The following is a 16,341-nucleotide window of genomic DNA, read 5'->3' on the forward strand; positions in this document are numbered from 1 at the left end:
AATGAAGGGCCATGAACCATTTTCTCAGACCCCTCAAACACGCCCAGGAACGACACGCCCTGCCGGTGGGCAGCCCCATAAAGCAACAGGCTCTAGAACCTGCGCCAGCCGGCCAAAGGTGCGCCGCGACGTTCCGGAAGGCCGCAGAGGCGCCGCCTCGGCATCGGTTGACGCCGGATGCCGGTGAGGAGGTCCGCTAGACCACCTCGCCGGCATCGGCGTGTTCCCGGCTGGTTCCCCTACAGCCGGTACAGGCGGGCCTCCCACGGCCGGAGCGCCGCGGCGGCGACGGCGTCGTCCGGGTAGTTGCCGAGGATGAGTTCGGCCCCGGACACGTCCACCGGCAGCGGGGCGTCGAGTGGTTCATCCGACGCGTTCGCCACGACGAGCAGCGTCTCCTCGCCGAGGGTGCGGGTGAACGCGTAGAGCCGCTCGTGTTCCGGCTCGAACAGGGTGAACGAGCCGAGCGCGACGACGGGGTTCTCGTGGCGGAGGGCGATCAGGCGCTGGTAGAACCGGAACACGCTCTTCTCCGCCGCCCGGTCGGCCGCAACGCTGATCTCCCTGTGGTTCGGGTTGACCGGGAGCCAGGGTGTGCCGGTGGTGAAGCCGGCCTGCTCCGTCGCATCCCACTGCATCGGCGTGCGCGCGTTGTCCCGGCTCATGGTCTGCACCCCGGCGAGCACACTGCCCGGGTCCAGGTCGAACTCGTCCACGGCCTCCCGGTAGTGGTTGAGCGACTCGAGGTCGCGGTAGTCGTCGATCGAGTCGAACCGCACGTTGGTCATGCCGATCTCCTCGCCCTGGTACACGTAGGGGGTGCCGCGGTGCAGGTGCAGCACCAGTCCCCACAGCGTCGCCGACTCGTAGCGCCAGGTGGTGTCGTTGCCGAACCGGGAGACGAGCCGGGGCTGGTCGTGGTTGTTGAGGTAGAGGCTGTTCCAGCCCGTCTCGGCCAGGCCATCCTGCCAGTGCGCCAGGTTCTTCTTCAGCGCCGGCAGGCTGCGGGGGAGCACGTCGAACTTGTTCGCGCCCTGGTCGAGGCCGACGTGTTCGAACTGGAAGATCATGTCGACCTCGCCGCGGGCCGGGTCGGTGAAGAGCACGGCGTCGTCGGTGTCCACGCCCGGCATCTCGCCGACCGTGAGGTGCTCGCCGGTCCTCCCGGCGAAGACGGCCTCGTGCATCTCGTGCAGGTAATCGTGGATCTGCGGCCCCATCGGGGAGCCGCCGCCGGTCGCCGGCGCCGGGCCGTCGATCAGCCCGACCTGCTTCGCGATGAAGTTGATCACGTCCATCCGAAACCCGTCGACGCCGCGGTCCAGCCACCAGTTCATCATCGAGTAGACGGCCTGGCGCACCTCGGCGTTCTCCCAGTTGAGGTCGGGCTGCTGCTTCGCGAAGAGGTGCAGGTAGTACTCGCCGGTCGCCTCGTCGAGGGTCCAGGCCGGTCCGCTGAAGGCGCTGCCCCAGCCGTTCGGCGGGCCCCCGTCGCCCCGGGGCTTCCGCCACCAGTACCAGTCGCGTTTCGGGTTGGTCAGCGAGGAGCGCGATTCCCGGAACCAGGCGTGCTCGTCGCTGGTGTGGTTGACCACGAGGTCCATCACGATCTTGATTCCGCGCTCGTGCGCCTCGGCCACGAGCAGGTCGAACTCCGCCAGGTCGCCGAACACGGGTTCGATCTCCTGGTAGTCGCTGATGTCGTAGCCGTTGTCGTGCTGCGGCGACGGGTAGACGGGGGAGAGCCAGAGGGCATCCACGCCCAGCTCGGCGAGGTAGTCCAGTCGGCCGCGGATGCCGCCGAGGTCGCCGATGCCGTCGCCGTCGGAGTCCGCGAAACTGCGCGGGTAGACCTGGTAGACCACGGCGCGGGTCCACCACGGGGCGCCGGCCCCGGCGTCGGCGAGCGTGGCTGCGGGGGTGGTGCTGGTCATTTGATGGATCCTCTCATCACGCCGGAGATGACCCAGCGCTGGGCAAAAACGTACACGATCAGGAGCGGCGCCATGGCCATCAGGTAGGAGGCGAACGCGGCCGGGTAGTTGGTGTTGAACTGGCCCTGGAAGACGAACTGCACGAGCGGCAGGGTGCGGGCGCCGGGGTCGGAGAGCACGACCAGGGGCAGGATGAAGTCGTTCCACGCCCAGACGCAGGTGAGGATGCCGACGGTCGCGTTCATCGGGGTCAGCAGCGGGAAGATGATCTGCCAGTACACCCGCCAGGTGCTCGCACCGTCGGTGTAGGCCGCCTCCTCGAGCTCGATCGGGATCGACTTGATGAACGCGACGTAGATGAACACGTTCAACGACAGGCCGAAGACGGCGTAGAGCAGCACCAGGCCGAGCGGGTTGTCGAGGCCGAGCAGGGCCGTCTCCTTCACCACCGGCAGCATGATGATCGGGAACGGGATGAAGACCGCCGAGAGCAGGTAGAAGTAGATGCCCTTGAAGAACGGCTTGTGCAGGTTGCGGGCGATCGCGTATGCCACGAGCGAGTTGGTCAGCAGGGTGAGCACGACCGCACCGACAGTGATGAACGCCGTGTTCAGCAGCGCCTGCGGGAACTTCGTCAGCGTCCAGGCATCCACGAAGTTCTGCAAGTTGATCCCGGTCGGCAGCTCGAAGCCGGTGCCGCCGAGCTGGTCGGGAGTCTTCAGCGCGGTGACCACCGCGAAGTAGAGCGGCACCAGCACGGTGATCGAGCAGACCGCGATCAGCGCGGTCGCCCACCAGTTGATGCGGCGGGGGTCGGTGAGTGTGCCAGCCATCAGAAATCGGCCTCCTTGCGCTGAAGAACACGGAACTGCAGGAACGAGACGAGCATGATCACGATCACGAAGATCACGGCGTTGGCGGACTGGTAGGCGAACTCGCCGCCCTGGAAGCCCCCGCGGAAGATCAGGAGCGTGATGGACTCGGTCGAGGTGCCGGGCCCGCCGTTGGTGAGGGCGACGACGTGGTCGAAGGTCTGCAGGAAGCCCTTCAGGCTCAGCACCATGTTGATCGTGAAGAAGGCGCTGATCATCGGGAAGGTGATCGATCGGAATTGCCGCCACGGGCGGGCGCCGTCGAGCGCGGATGCCTCGTACAGCTCCGCCGGGATCGTCTGCAGGCCGGCAAGGTAGAGCACGATCGCGAACGCGCAGGACTGCCAGACGGCCAGCACGACGATGGCCAGCCAGGCCCAGTCCGGGTTGGTCAGGATGTTGTCGCGCAACACGGGGATGCCGGACGCGATCACCGGCAGTGAGTTTGCGAAGAAGTACTGGAACACGTAGCCGACGACCAGGATCGCGAGCACGTAGGGGATGAAGAAGATGCCGCGGAAGGTGGACTGGAGGGCGATCTTCGCGTTGAGGCCGACCGCGATGGCGAGCGAGATCAGGTTGGTGAGGACCGTCGCGACGATGGCGAAGCCGAACGTGAAGCCGTAGGCCTTGAGCACCCGGTCGTCCTGGAGCAGGGCGATGAAGTTGCCGAGGCCGACGAAGTCCCAGCTGCCGAAGCCGGCGTAGTCGGTGAAGCTGTAGAAGACGCCGATGAGCACCGGAACGGTGTGCAGGAGCGCGAACAGGGCGACGGCCGGAACGACCATCCAATAGAAGGCGCGGGGGGTGACGGTCAGACCGCGCCGGCGGGCCGGTCGTGGACCGCCGGCCGGGGCGGCCGGCGACGTCTGCCGGGTCAGGACGGGGGTGGCCATCATCATTCCCCGCTTCTCGTTGAGGTGGTGCGGGCCGCGACCTTGCGCCACTCGTTGTCGAGGGTGCTGAGCGCCTTCGTGCTGTCCTGGTCCAGCAGGAACTGCTGGATGATGGCCGGCAGCGGGATGCTGGCGGGCACCTGGTGGTCGATGAAGCCCACGATCCGGCCGGCATCGAAGTACGGCTGGAGTTCGGTGAGGGTCGGGTTGGTGTTGGGCCCGGCATCCGCGGCGGTCGAGAACATGTTCTGCGAGGCCGCGAAGTCGCCGAGGACCTTCCTGTCGAAGAGGTAGTCGACGAACCGCTGCGCCTCGGCCAGGTGCGGGGTGTCCCGTCCGATCGTGATGGCGACGTCGACGCCGGAGACGAGCCTGGTCTGGGCCGGGTCGTCGGTGGCGGGGAGGGGGAACGCACCCACGTTCACGTCGGGGTTGTCGGCGAGGATCGGGGCGATCGCCCAGACTCCCTGCAGGAGCATGGCCGACTTGCCGGCGGCGAAGGCCTGGTTGCCGTCCTCGTAGCCGCGGCTCTGGAAGCCGGGCTGCGCGTAGGAGTAGAGCGTCTGCAGTTTCCCGAGGGTCTCCGCGTAGTCTTTGGTGAACGAGACGGCCGAGTCCGGGCCGACGTCGGCGCCCTCGGCCCGCAGCCGGGGGAAGAAGCCGTCGCCGCCGAGTTGTCCGCCGAGTCCGGTGAAGGGCGGCATCGTCGTCCAGGAATCGGCGAGGGTGCCGTAGAACGGGCTGATGCCCGCTGCCTTCAGGCGGTCGCAGGCGGCGATGAGCTCGTCCCAGGTGGTGGGAACGCTGATGCCCTGCTCCGTGAAGATGTCACGGTTGTAGAGGATCCCGTTGGCGTTGCTCACGAAGCCCAGGGCGTTGACCTCGTCGCCGTTGTAGCTGCCGAGCCCGGCGAGGATGTCCTGCACGGCCGGGTTGATCTGCTTCAGCACCGGGTCATCGGTGAAGTCGTGGAAGACCCCGGCGCGGGCGAGCTGTCCGAAGTTCCCCGAGCCGTTCAGCGAGATGACGTCGGGCACCTTGCCCTTGACCAGGAGCGTGCGGATGGCGGTGTCGGCATCCGGCACGGCGTTCTGCCTGACCCTAATGCCCGGGTTCTCCACCTCGAATTCGGCGATGATCGCCTCGAAGCTGCCGATGGCCTCGGGCTTGAACTGGAAGAAGTCGAGGGTGACGATGCCGGTGTCGGCCGAGGCGCAGCCGGCCAGGCCGCCAAGGCCGAGCACCCCGGCAAGCGAGAGGGCGAGCACCCGGCGCAACCTTTTCGGTCGGCGCCTCCGCCCGGTGTCGTTCTGGTACGTCGTCGTATCCGTCAAGTTGTGCTCCTCGCGCATCCGGTGCAACGCCGGAGCCTCCGGTTGTGCAAACCGGGGAGTGCTGCAGCGTTGCCTGTATTCTTTCTACTGCAAAAAGAATCAAGCTGTCAACTCCGATTTTCCTTACTGAGGACGACCCGATTCCGTTGTTTTGTGCCAATATGAAACAAATAGCGGCCGGCGATCGGAAGCCGATGACCGAGAAGAGAGACTCATGTCTGAAGCGACGGCGACGGCGACGGCGACGGCGACGGCGACGGCGGCGTACCTGAGCGCGTCCTCCCGCGAACTCGCCCGGGCCGTGCTCATCCATGGTCCGATCGCCCGCGGCGAGCTCGGCCGGCGCCTCGGACTCTCCCCGGCCAGCCTCACCCGGCTGAGCAAGCCGTTCCTCGATCGCGGCCTGTTCGTCGAGGCCGCCGAAGACCACGACGGCACCGTCGGGCGCCCGGCGAGGCCGCTCGACGTGCGGGTCGACGCCAGCCGGTTCATCGGCGTGAAACTGACCGGCGACGACGTCTTCGGCGTGCGCACCGACCTGCGCGCGAACGAACTCGCCGCGGCCGAGCGGCCGCTGGCCGGCCATTCCCTCGAGGAGGTCGTGCGGCAGATCACCGTGGTCGTGCGCGAACTCGAGGGCACCGACGGGGTGTCGGCGCTGGGCGTCTGCGTCGGCGGCTCCGTCGCCGGAGGCCGGGTGGTGCGGCGTGCCCCGTTCCTGGACTGGCACGACGTCGATCTCGCCGGGGCGCTCGAGGCCGTGCTCGGGCTGCCGGTCACGATCGAGAACGACGTGGTGGCGCTCACTGCGGCCGAGCAGTGGTTCGGTGCCGGCCGCGGCGCCCCGAACTTCGCGGTGCTCACGATCGGCGTCGGTGTCGGCTATGGCCTGGTCGTGAACGACCGGGTGATCCTCACGCCCGACAGCGGCCTCGGCTTGGCCGGGCACATCCCGCTCGACGCGAACGGCCCGGTCTGCACTGAGGGGCACCGCGGATGCTCGCGGGCGATGCTCACGAGTCCGAGCGTCTGCGGCCAGGTCGGCATCGCACTCGGCCGGGAGGTCGGCTACGACGAGGTGCTCCGGCTCGCGGCCGAGGGGAACCCGGCGGCGGCATCCGTGGTGCTGGCGACGGGGCGGGCGCTCGGCCGGCTGATCGCCGTGATCGCCAACATCGCCATGCTCGACACGATCGTGCTCGCCGGGGAGGGAATCGGGCTCTGGCCGCTCGTGGCCGGCGAGGCCACCGCGGCGGCGCTCCGCGACCGAGACCGGGATGCCGCGCCGCTGCGCATCATCGTCGATGACGCAGGGGTCTCGTCCTGGGCCCGCGGCGCGGCGGCGGTGGCGATCCAGGCCTCGCTCGAGCGCCTGGCGCTGCCCAAGCAGGGGGCCGGGACGGAGCCGCTGGAATAGGATCGGGCATGGCACCGTTGGAACCGGCATCCGGTGCACGCCGTGCGAGCGAGAGGCTGGAAATGCAGTTCGGAATCTTCACGGTCGGCGACCTGACCGCCAATCCCGCGACCGGCCGCACTCCGACCGAGCACGACCGGATCACGGCGATGGTGGCGATCGCGGTCAAGGCCGAAGAGGTCGGCCTCGACGTCTTCGCGGCCGGGGAGCACCACAATCCGCCGTTCGTGCCGTCGTCGCCGACGACCCTGCTCGGCTACATCGCTGCCAAGACCGAGCGCATCATCCTGTCGACGGCGACGACCCTGATCACCACCAACGACCCGGTGAAGATCGCCGAGGACTTCGCGATGCTGCAGCACGTCTCCGACGGCCGGGTCGACCTCATGCTCGGCCGCGGCAACACCGGCCCCGTCTATCCGTGGTTCGGCCAGGACATCCGACAGGGCATCCCGCTCGCCCTGGAGAACTACGCGCTGCTCCGCCGGTTGTGGCGGGAGGACATCGTCGACTGGGAGGGCCAGTTCCGCGCGCCGCTGCAGGGCTTCACCGCCACGCCGCGCCCGCTCGACGGGGTTCCGCCGTTCGTCTGGCACGGCAGTATCCGCAGCCCCGAAATCGCCGAACAGGCCGCCTATTACGGTGACGGCTTCTTCGCCAACAACATCTTCTGGCCCAAGGAGCACTACCAGAAGCTGATCGGGCTCTACCGGGCCAGGTTCGAGCACTACGGGCACGGCACCGCAGACCAGGCCATCGTCGGCCTCGGCGGCCAGGTCTTCATGCGGGCGAAGTCGCAGGACGCCGTCGACGAGTTCCGCCCGTACTTCGACAACGCCCCGGTCTACGGCCACGGGCCGAGCCTGGAGGATTTCACCGAGCAGACCCCGCTCACCGTCGGCAGCCCGCAGCAGGTCATCGACCGGTATGCCGGCATGCGCGACTTCTTCGGCGACTACCAGCGCCAGCTGTTCCTGATGGACCACGCCGGCCTGCCGTTGAAGACCGTGCTCGAACAACTCGACATCCTCGGCGGCGAGGTCGTTCCGGTGCTCCGCCGGGAGCTGGCGAAGAACCGTCCGGCGCGCGTGCCGGATGCCCCGACCCACGCCAGCCTCACCGCCGCGGCCGCTGCCCACCAGGGCGTGGCCGGGGCGGCGGCCGCCGTCCGGGCAGGCTGACCGGTCGGGGCCGGATCGAGCCGGTCGGCAGCGCACCACAATCGAGGAGGTGGCGGGCTGGCCGACGCTACTCGGTCAGACTGCCCGCTGCGGGCGGGTTCGCCACCGGAATCGAACCGGCCCGGCGGGTGCTCACTTCGTCGGCGATCACCACCAGCGCCACGACCGCATTGGTGAGCCAGAGCAGTGCGAGTCCGTCCACCGGTGGAAGGACGGTCGCGGCGGCCAGATAGGCAGCGGCCAGAACCGCGACGCCGGCCAGATGGGATCTCAGCCACGGGCGCCCGATCGACCGTTTGAACAGGAGATTCCCGATCAGGTAGAGGGCCGGGGCACCGACCACGACGGCGAGGCCGGCGGCGCTCGGCGGATCCTCCGGGTGCACGAGCACGAGTTCATCGCCGACCGCGCTGAGGACAACGCCCGCGACGATGGGAATGTGCAGGTAGACGTAAGTGAGCCGGGCGATCGGTCCGGTCAGCTCCGAGGACCGGATGAAGCGTGAGCCGTGCTCCGCTCCGTGGCTGAAGTACAGCAGCCAGAACAGGATCGTGCTCACGAACGCGGCCAGAACCCCGCTGACGGCGGCGAGGCTGAGGTCACCCTGGCTGAAGGCGGTCCCGGTCACCAGGATCGACTCGCCGAGCGCCAGGATGATGAAGAGCCCGCTGCGCTCGGCAATGTGGCCACCGGACACCGACCAGGATGACGTCGGCGAGGCCCCGAGGAACGGCGTGTAGTAGCGCGCCGAGGGGCCGAGGACTTCGACCAGGATCGCCGTGGCCCACAGAACGAGTTGTGCGTCGCCGCCGAGAACGGCCCCGAGAATCCACAGCGGCGCGGTGACCAGAAACCAGATCGTGATCCGGGTGATGTTCATCCCGTTGGCCCTGTCCACGGCGCGGTAGCACCAGGCCAGGAAAGTGGTGCGGCCAACCTGCATCACGACATAGGCGATGGCGAATCCCAGCGCCCGGTCGCCGAATGCCCCGGGGATCGAGGTGCTCAGCACCAGGCCGAGCAGCATCAGAACGAACAGCATCAGGCGCACCGGCCCGGTCTCGGGGTCGAGCCAGTTGGTCGCCCAGGCGGTGTACATCCAGACCCACCACACGGCGACCAGGATGACCGCTGCCTCGGCCAGACCCCGCACGTCGAGATGGTCCACGATGGTGTGGGAGAGCTGGGTGATCGCGAAGACGAAGACGAGATCGAAGAACAGCTCGATGAAGGTCACCCGGTCCTGGCCCTCGCTCTCATCCCGGGCACGGAACAGGCGTGGTCGATTCAGACTCAGCGTCATCCGTTCTCCCTCCGCCGTGCCCGCAGCACCGGTGCAGGACAGGCCCAGAATACTGGAGGCGACGGCGCCGAACTAGGGACAGCAGCATGCCGGACTCACCTGCACGGTGAGCTTCTGGCCTTCCGTGAGGAGGGGTTCAGGTCGGATCCGCCCTGTCCGCCGGCGCATCCCGCGAGCGCGAACCCGGCGAGCAGGAGCATGGCTCCTGCCCACCGGGTTCGCGCAGCGCCCGAACGGGCACGTTCGGCTGTGGCGATTCGGCTCAGCTCCTCGGTTTCGTGCCCGAGAACCGAACCGTCATCGATGTGCCGTTCTGCTTGACGACCTCGACCTTCACGCCCGCGTTCGCGACCTTCACACCCTGGCCGATCGCCGCGATTCCCTCCCAGTTCTTCGTGTCGTCGAAGACCGGCTGCGCGGCCTGACCGCGGATCAACGACGGCGCGCTGTTCTGGTTGAGGGTGAACGAGTCGGCCCGGGTCAGGCTGAACGGTGCGTCGTAGAGCTGGACCCGGTTTCGCCATGGTGCCCCGTTGAGACCGATGATGGGCTGAGGGTGGGCGTCGACATACAGGTTCCGCCCTGCCCCTGGGTGCGCGCTGACATTGTTGTCGGCCTGCGAGGTGTCCCAGTAGGAGATCATCAGTCCCTGCTGGTAGGGGAAGTGCTCCACGAGGTCGGGCTTCGTGTTCGCGAACCCGAAGTTGTACGGTCCCGTCTTGAGATAGCGGTCATAGGCGACGTGTGAGCGATTGCCGGCGATGTAGTAGTTGTCGTACTCCGCCGTTTCGACACCCGTGGTGCGGATGAAGCCGCTCGCCGTCCAGCCCGGATCGAGCGTCTCCGCCCCGTCCGAGAAGAGAACGGTCGATCCGGCGGCGATGCTCACGTCGTCGACGAAGATGCCGGACGGCAGGCTCGCATCGGTTCCCTGGGCCGCGCCGTCGGTCACGTAGCTGAAACGCACGCTAACCGTCTTGCCGGCGAAGGCGGTCAGGTCGAAGCTGGCGGGCTGCCAGCCGGCGCTGAGGCCGTCGATGCCGTTGCCCTCCGCCGCGTTCGCAATGGAACCGGGAACTGCCTTCCAGCCCGTTCCGTCGTCCACTTCGACGTAGGCGTAGTCGCACGGGTCCGGTCCGCAGTCCTCGATGTTCCAGTTGGCCTGGAAGGTGAGGGACGCGGAGCCGGCCGGGATGGTCACACTGCGGGCGAGGGTCTGGTTCAGATCGTCGCCTTGACCGCTCCACCACTCGTACGAGCCTGCCACCGGGGTGACGAGCGTGTTGGTGACGACCTTCTTGGGAAGCACGACGACCGCGGCCTGCGCCGTGGCCGAGTTGTACTCCTCCGGGCCGAGCTGGAGGGTCTTCTTCTCACCGGCGAGCACGACCTCGTAGTCGAGCCAGCCCAGCTGCAGCTTCTCCCAGGCGCCGATGTCGCCCGGTTTCTCGCCGAGCGCCTGGCCGGCTGCGCCCAGCCGGCTCTGCGACATCAGGGTCCACCACTCGTTGTTGTTGCTCGGGCCGCCTGCGGTGTCGTAGTCGTCCGGGAGCCCGAGGTCGTGGCCGTACTCGTGCGCGAATACGCTCAGCCCGCCGTTCTCCGGCTGGATCGTGTAGTCGCCCACCCACAGACCGGTATCGGCGATCTCGGTGCCGCCGAGCAGGTTGTCGGCCGGACCGGACTGTCCGGCCTGGTTGAAGTAGGCGTACCAGCGGTGGCTCCACACGGCATCCTCGCCCTGGGTCGGGTCGCCGTCAGCCTGGTCTCCGCCCGAATGCACGACCTGGAAGTGGTCGATGTAGCCGTCCGGTTCGTTGAAGTTGCCGTCCTGGTCGAAGTCGTAGCGATCCCACTGGTCGTAGCCGGCGAGGGCCGCCTTGATCTGCGCCTCGGTCTGGCCCGCGGACTCCTGGTCGGCGACCCACTGGTTGATCCCGTCCCGCACCAGGTCCCAGGTGTTGCTGCAGACATTGGAGGCGCAGGGGAAACCGTTCGAGCGGCCGTAGCGAGCCTCGTTGAAGGGAACCTTCACCCAGTCGGACACCTGCCCGTCCACGCTGTACCGGCCGGACGACTGGGCCTCGTAGTAGGTCTTGAGCGACTCCACGCCCGCTCCGGCGCCGAAGTACAGGTCCTGGAAGTGGGCCTGGCCGTAGTCGGCCTGCCAGACGGTGCTGTTGTCGACCGTGCGGTCCGGCTGCGGGATCGCGTTGTGCAGCGGGCCGGTGAACACCGACGGCCCCGGGGTCGTCGGGTCGGTGTCCTGGTCGGGATACGCGGGGTCCCGCTGGTCGCCGAACTCGGCCAGGATCACGAAGATCTTGTCGGTCTTCTCCCGGGCGATCTCGACGAACTTGTCCTGCTTCTTGCCCTCGCGAGCCTTTCCGTTGAGGCGGACGACCGTGCTCCCCTCGCTCTTGGTCGCGGTGGCCTCACCCTTGAGGACCTGCTGCACCGCCTCCTCGCGCAGAGCGCGGCGCTTGTCCTCGGCCGGGTTGGGCAGCTCATCGGACGGGGGAGCAGCGGCGGTGTCCGCCGGGGGTGCTGCCGACGGCGGGGACGCGGCCGCGGTCAGCGGGCTCCCTCCCACGAGGCCGGCGGCGACGAGCGCCGCTCCAGCCAGGGTCGCGACGAGCATGGACATTCTTCGGCTGGGCTTTTGGCTCATGAACTGGTCCTTTTCGTGGTGTGACACGGCGAAAACCGTGCCGCGAAATTGCGCAGTGGCCCAAACCTAGTGTGCGGTTCACCCTCGAACGGGGTTGGTTATAACGGTTGGGTCACGACGTCGCCGTTCGCCGGACCGGGCCGGGCGCCGATTTTGGCCGGGCGCCGCCCGCGCGGGATACTGGTCGGGCGGCCTGGAACGGATGCTTCCAGCCCCCGGAAGCAGACCATCATGACCAGCGTGCCCCCGCAGTCCCCGACGGATGCGCGTGAGGCATTCTTCGCCGCCCGCAGGGCGATCCCCTCCTCGGTCGACCTGTCCGTGCGAATCGGCGCACTCACCCTGGCCAACCCGGTCATGCCCGCGTCCGGCTGCTTCGGCCCGGCGCTGGGCCGGCTCATCCCGGCCGGCGAACTCGGCGCCGTCGTCACCAAGACCGTCTTCGGCAGCCCCCGCGGCGGCAATCCGGCGCACCGCCTGACCGAGATCCGCGCCGGGATGGTCAACAGTGTCGGCATCCCGAGCCGTGGGGCGTCCGGCTACCTGGCCGAGTTGCATCCGCGCTACCTGGCCCTCGGCGTGCCCGTCATCATCAGCGTCGGCGGCCACCGCCCCGGCGAATACGCACCGGTGATCACCGACCTCCGCGGCGCGGGCGACGCGTACGAGCTCAACGTGTCCTGCCCGAACCTGGACCGACTCGGCACGGACATCGGCTCAGACCCCGACGCCATCTCGGCCGTGGTGCGCGCGGCCCGCGAGTCCACCGACAAACCGCTGATCGTCAAGCTCCCGGTCCTGGCCTCCTCGATCGCGGAGTGCGCGCTCGCCGCGCAGGAGGCGGGAGCCGACGCTCTCTGCGTGGCCAATTCGATTCCTGCCCTGCCGCTCCAGCCGTACACGCGCAGCCCGGCCCTGGGCAACGTGATCGGCGGCCTCTCCGGCCCGTCGATCCGCCCGATCGTGCTCCGGCTGGTCTGGCTGGCCTCCCGCGCCGTGCAGATCCCGGTCATCGCCTGCGGCGGGATCGAGACCGCCGACGATGCCCTCGACTACTTCTCGGTCGGGGCGCGGGCCGTGCAGGTGGGCACCGCGAACTTCGGCCGGCCATTCGCCATGGTCGAGATCGTGCGCGCGCTGCAGGAACGCTGCGCCGACGACGAGGTGGCCGGCATCCGTGACCTGATCGACCTGTGGAGGGCTCAATGACCGGTATGGCTTCCCTCGCCCGCGAGGCGCTGCGGCGCCAGCAGGCCTTCGCCGCGGCCGATGAGGCCGCCCTCGACGGCCTCATCGCCGTGCGCCCTCCCGCCGCGGAACCTCGGCCGGAGCCGGTCTGGGACGACGCCAGGGTGCTCGAACACACCGACGTGGGCGAGCGGTACCGTCGCCTCCTCCTGTCGACGGGCACCATCGCCCGCACCGCGCTCGCCGGCCAGTTCCTGATGATCACGGTGCCGCCCAGCGGCGGGGAACGGATCCTGCTGCCGCGCCCGATGGCGATCCACCGCCGGCACCCCGAGGCAGGGACCGTCGAGGTCATCTACGGTGTCTCCGGCCGCGGCACCACCGCGCTCGCCGACGTCGCCGTGGGGGCCGGCCTGCTCGTCACCGGGCCGCTCGGCCGCGGGTTCGAGTTCCCGGAGGGTGCCCGCACGGCGCTGCTGATCGGCCGCGGTGTCGGCGTCTGCGCCATCATGGGCTCGGTCGAGGATGCCGCGGCGCGGGGCATCCACGCGACCGTGGTGCTCAGCGGCCGCACCCTCTCCGACCTGATCGGCGTCGCCGACTGCGCCGAACTCGGCGCCGCCGTCATCCCGGTCACCGACGACGACGGGTCGAGCGCCATTCCCGCGCTCGCCGCCCGGCTGTGGGTCGAATTCCGGGCCGCGCCGCCGGCGGTGATCCTGGTCTGCGGGGCCGGCGTGCTCGCCCGCCTCGCCGCCGAACTCGGCGCCGAGTGGGGTGTGCCGGTGCAGGTCTCGCTCGAGGCGCACATGGCCTGCGGCCTCGGCTACTGCCATGGTTGCGCCGCCCCGGTCGCCACCGACCCGGAAACGGAGGGGCCGCTGGTCTGCGTCGACGGCCCCGTGTTCGACGCGGTCCTGCCCGCAGCATCGCGCTGACCGCGCCCCCGGCCGTTCGCGCCGCCACCGCCTGATCGAGAGGCGCTCTGTTAGACTGGTGGAGGTCAATCTCCGGATCGGCCGAACACAACGGAGCAGGTCGGCGGAACGCTGGCCCTCGGTGGTGGTTTCCCAACGCGGGTGGCAGCATCCGCGGCTGGTGAATTTCTACTGGTGGCCAGCTCGAGCACAGTGTGACGCACCGGTTTCCGGTTGAGCAATCAGCCGAACGGCGCTCACGGGCAGTGTAGTTCTGCCGTTGCCTGCTCAGACGCCCCACTCGCGCGCCATCCGGGCAAACGAGTCTAAACAAAGGAGAGAACCCCCATATGGAGGGTCCAGAAATCACGTTCGCCGAAACCGTTATCGACAACGGCAAGTACGGCACGCGCACCATCCGCTTCGAAACCGGCCGTCTCGCCCAGCAGGCGCAGGGCTCGGCCGCCGCGTACATCGACGAAGAGACCATGCTGCTCTCCGCGACGAGCGCGAGCAAGCAGCCGAAGGAGAACTTCGACTTCTTCCCGCTGACCATCGATGTCGAGGAGCGTATGTACGCTGCCGGCCGCATCCCGGGCAGCTTCTTCCGTCGCGAAGGTCGCCCGTCGACCGAGGCGATCCTCACCTGCCGTCTGATCGACCGGCCGCTGCGCCCGTCGTTCGTCGACGGACTCCGCAACGAGATCCAGGTTGTCGTGACCGTGCTGGCCATCGCGCCCGACGAGTACTACGACGTGCTCGCGATCAACGCGGCGTCGATGTCGACCCAGCTCGCCGGCCTCCCGTTCTCCGGTCCGATCGGTGGCGTCCGCGTCGCCCTCATCCCCGACGAGCACGGCTCCGGCCAGTGGGTCGCGTTCCCCAAGCACTCGCAGATCGTCGACGCCGTGTTCAGCATGGTCGTCGCCGGCCGCGTGGTGACCGACGCCACCGGCGCGCAGGATGTCGCGATCATGATGATCGAGGCCGAAGCCACCGACAACGCGTGGAACCTCATCAAGGGCGGCGCCATCAAGCCGAACGAAGAGGTCATCGCCGAGGGCATCGAAGCATCGAAGCCGTTCATCAAGCAGCTCATCGAAGCGCAGCAGAAGGTCGCCGCCTCGGCCGCCAAGCCGACCGGCGCCTACCCGGTGTTCCCGTCCTACCAGCCGGCCACCTACGACGCCGTCGCCGCCCTCGCGTACGACCAGCTGAAGGCCGTCTACCAGATCGCCGACAAGATCGAGCGCCAGAACGCGGATGACGCGCTCAAGGCATCCGTCAAGGCAGCCATCGCCGCGAAGGTCGAAGCCGGCGAGCTCGAAGCCGGTGCCAACGCTCAGGTTTCCGCCGCGTACAAGTCGGTCACCAAGCTCGTCGTGCGCTCCCGCGTGCTCAACGAGGGCATCCGCATCGACGGCCGTGGGCTCGCGGACATCCGCCCGCTCGACGCCGAGGTCGCCATCATCCCGCGCGTGCACGGTTCGGCGATCTTCCAGCGCGGCGAGACCCAGATCCTGGGTGTCACCACGCTGAACATGCTCAAGCTCGAGCAGACGATCGACTCGCTGAGCCCGGTCACCAAGAAGCGCTACATGCACAACTACAACTTCCCGCCCTACTCGACCGGTGAAACCGGCCGGGTCGGAACGCCGAAGCGCCGCGAGATCGGCCACGGAGCGCTCGCCGAGCGTGCCCTGGTCCCCGTGCTGCCCACGCGCGAGGAATTCCCGTATGCCATCCGTCAGGTCTCCGAGGCGCTCAGCTCCAACGGGTCGACCTCGATGGGCTCCGTCTGCGCGTCCACCCTCTCGCTGCTCAACGCCGGAGTGCCGCTGCGCGCCCCGGTCGCCGGCATCGCGATGGGCCTGATCAGCGACACCGTTGACGGGAAGACCCGCTACGCGGCTCTGACCGACATCCTCGGCGCCGAAGACGCCCTCGGCGACATGGACTTCAAGGTCGCCGGCACGAGCGAGTTCGTCACCGCGATCCAGCTGGACACGAAGCTCGACGGCATCCCCGCCTCGGTGCTCGCCGGTGCGCTCACGCAGGCCAGGGATGCTCGTACGACCATCCTCGCCGTGCTGAACGCCGCCATCGACGCCCCCGACGAGATGGCCCCGACCGCGCCCCGCGTGATCAGCGTGCAGATCCCCGTCGACAAGATCGGCGAGCTGATCGGCCCGAAGGGCAAGACGATCAACGGGATCCAGGACGAGACCGGCGCCGACATCTCCATCGAGGAGGACGGCACCGTGTACATCGGCGCCGTCGACGGACCGTCGGCCGAGGCCGCCCGCGCCATGGTCAACTCCATCGCGAACCCGACCAACCCGGAGGTCGGCGAGCAGTTCCTCGGCACCGTCGTGAAGATCGCCGCCTTCGGCGCGTTCGTCTCGCTGCTCCCGGGCAAGGACGGCCTGCTGCACATCAGCGAGGTGCGCAAGCTCGCCGGCGGCAAGCGCGTGGAGAACGTCGAAGACGTGCTCGGCGTGGGCCAGAAGGTCCTCGTGGAGATCACCAAGATTGACGACCGCGGCAAGCTTTCGCTCGCCCCGGTTCTCGAGGAATCGGCCGACGCCGACTCCGAGGACGCATCGGTCACCACCGAGGCGTAGTCTG

11 protein-coding genes are annotated in these 16,341 nt (G+C 68.5%); 5 read left to right on the forward strand and 6 right to left on the reverse strand.

All coding sequences use genetic code 11. The features are described 5' to 3' along the window. Positions 1 to 239: 239 nt before the first annotated feature. Genes E3O32_RS14055 through E3O32_RS14070 form a run of 4 tightly spaced genes read right to left on the reverse strand, consistent with a single transcriptional unit; the run spans position 240 to position 5,036 of the window. On the reverse strand, positions 240 to 1,934 hold the full coding sequence (locus E3O32_RS14055) for a glycoside hydrolase family 13 protein (protein ID WP_134510455.1): 1,695 nt from the start codon (positions 1,932 to 1,934) through the stop codon (positions 240 to 242). Beyond that, positions 1,931 to 2,767 (reverse strand): carbohydrate ABC transporter permease, encoded by an 837-nt coding sequence (locus E3O32_RS14060; RefSeq protein ID WP_134510456.1) that lies wholly within the window; start codon positions 2,765 to 2,767, stop codon positions 1,931 to 1,933. The genes E3O32_RS14055 and E3O32_RS14060 overlap by 4 nt, the downstream gene beginning before the upstream one ends. After that, positions 2,767 to 3,702, reverse strand: a complete 936-nt coding sequence (locus E3O32_RS14065) for a carbohydrate ABC transporter permease (protein ID WP_134510532.1) — start codon at positions 3,700 to 3,702, stop codon at positions 2,767 to 2,769. Before E3O32_RS14065 ends, E3O32_RS14060 begins: the two co-directional genes overlap by 1 nt. Before the next feature lie 2 nt (positions 3,703 to 3,704). Further along, positions 3,705 to 5,036 (reverse strand): ABC transporter substrate-binding protein, encoded by a 1,332-nt coding sequence (locus E3O32_RS14070; RefSeq protein ID WP_241974977.1) that lies wholly within the window; start codon positions 5,034 to 5,036, stop codon positions 3,705 to 3,707. A 214-nt stretch (positions 5,037 to 5,250) separates the two neighbouring features. Between E3O32_RS14070 and E3O32_RS14075 the strand changes: the two genes are divergently transcribed. Both E3O32_RS14075 and E3O32_RS14080 read left to right on the forward strand, forming a co-directional pair. After that, positions 5,251 to 6,453: an ROK family transcriptional regulator gene (locus tag E3O32_RS14075; RefSeq protein WP_134510457.1), complete on the forward strand. Its 1,203-nt coding sequence runs from the start codon at positions 5,251 to 5,253 to the stop codon at positions 6,451 to 6,453. A 62-nt stretch (positions 6,454 to 6,515) separates the two neighbouring features. Then, on the forward strand, positions 6,516 to 7,634 hold the full coding sequence (locus tag E3O32_RS14080; RefSeq protein ID WP_134510534.1) for an LLM class flavin-dependent oxidoreductase: 1,119 nt from the start codon (positions 6,516 to 6,518) through the stop codon (positions 7,632 to 7,634). A 67-nt stretch (positions 7,635 to 7,701) separates the two neighbouring features. Here E3O32_RS14080 and E3O32_RS14085 read toward each other — a convergent pair whose 3' ends face one another. Together E3O32_RS14085 and E3O32_RS14090 are read right to left on the reverse strand one after the other, a co-directional pair. After that, on the reverse strand, positions 7,702 to 8,937 hold the full coding sequence (locus tag E3O32_RS14085) for a low temperature requirement protein A (protein WP_134510458.1): 1,236 nt from the start codon (positions 8,935 to 8,937) through the stop codon (positions 7,702 to 7,704). A 262-nt stretch (positions 8,938 to 9,199) separates the two neighbouring features. Then, entirely contained in the window at positions 9,200 to 11,608 is a 2,409-nt protein-coding gene (locus E3O32_RS14090) for an immune inhibitor A domain-containing protein (RefSeq protein WP_198417575.1), read from the reverse strand. A 231-nt stretch (positions 11,609 to 11,839) separates the two neighbouring features. On the opposite strand from E3O32_RS14090, the gene E3O32_RS14095 reads away from it, so the two are divergent. From E3O32_RS14095 to E3O32_RS14105, 3 genes are all read left to right on the forward strand, one after another. Continuing rightward, a complete protein-coding gene (locus E3O32_RS14095) occupies positions 11,840 to 12,817 on the forward strand; it encodes a dihydroorotate dehydrogenase (RefSeq protein WP_134510459.1) in 978 nt (325 codons plus the stop codon). Beyond that, on the forward strand, positions 12,814 to 13,734 hold the full coding sequence (locus E3O32_RS14100) for an iron-sulfur cluster-binding protein (RefSeq protein ID WP_198417576.1): 921 nt from the start codon (positions 12,814 to 12,816) through the stop codon (positions 13,732 to 13,734). Before E3O32_RS14095 ends, E3O32_RS14100 begins: the two co-directional genes overlap by 4 nt. A 329-nt stretch (positions 13,735 to 14,063) precedes the next feature. Next, the gene (locus tag E3O32_RS14105) at positions 14,064 to 16,337 is read left to right on the forward strand and encodes a polyribonucleotide nucleotidyltransferase (RefSeq protein WP_134510460.1); all 2,274 of its coding nucleotides are present in this window, start codon (positions 14,064 to 14,066) and stop codon (positions 16,335 to 16,337) included. Positions 16,338 to 16,341 lie beyond the last annotated feature (4 nt).

The sequence above is a fragment of the Cryobacterium mannosilyticum genome, from assembly GCF_004402705.1.
In the GTDB taxonomy this organism is placed as follows: Bacteria; Actinomycetota; Actinomycetes; order Actinomycetales; family Microbacteriaceae; genus Cryobacterium; species Cryobacterium mannosilyticum.

Coding starts and splice junctions, on each gene's coding strand:
- E3O32_RS14055 (WP_134510455.1), bottom strand. CDS start 1,934: ATGACCAGCACCACCCCCGCAGCCACGCTCGCCGACGCCGGGGCCGGC.
- E3O32_RS14060 (WP_134510456.1), bottom strand. CDS start 2,767: ATGGCTGGCACACTCACCGACCCCCGCCGCATCAACTGGTGGGCGACC.
- E3O32_RS14065 (WP_134510532.1), bottom strand. CDS start 3,702: ATGGCCACCCCCGTCCTGACCCGGCAGACGTCGCCGGCCGCCCCGGCC.
- E3O32_RS14075 (WP_134510457.1), top strand. CDS start 5,251: ATGTCTGAAGCGACGGCGACGGCGACGGCGACGGCGACGGCGACGGCG.
- E3O32_RS14080 (WP_134510534.1), top strand. CDS start 6,516: ATGCAGTTCGGAATCTTCACGGTCGGCGACCTGACCGCCAATCCCGCG.
- E3O32_RS14085 (WP_134510458.1), bottom strand. CDS start 8,937: ATGACGCTGAGTCTGAATCGACCACGCCTGTTCCGTGCCCGGGATGAG.
- E3O32_RS14090 (WP_198417575.1), bottom strand. CDS start 11,608: ATGAGCCAAAAGCCCAGCCGAAGAATGTCCATGCTCGTCGCGACCCTG.
- E3O32_RS14095 (WP_134510459.1), top strand. CDS start 11,840: ATGACCAGCGTGCCCCCGCAGTCCCCGACGGATGCGCGTGAGGCATTC.
- E3O32_RS14100 (WP_198417576.1), top strand. CDS start 12,814: ATGACCGGTATGGCTTCCCTCGCCCGCGAGGCGCTGCGGCGCCAGCAG.
- E3O32_RS14105 (WP_134510460.1), top strand. CDS start 14,064: ATGGAGGGTCCAGAAATCACGTTCGCCGAAACCGTTATCGACAACGGC.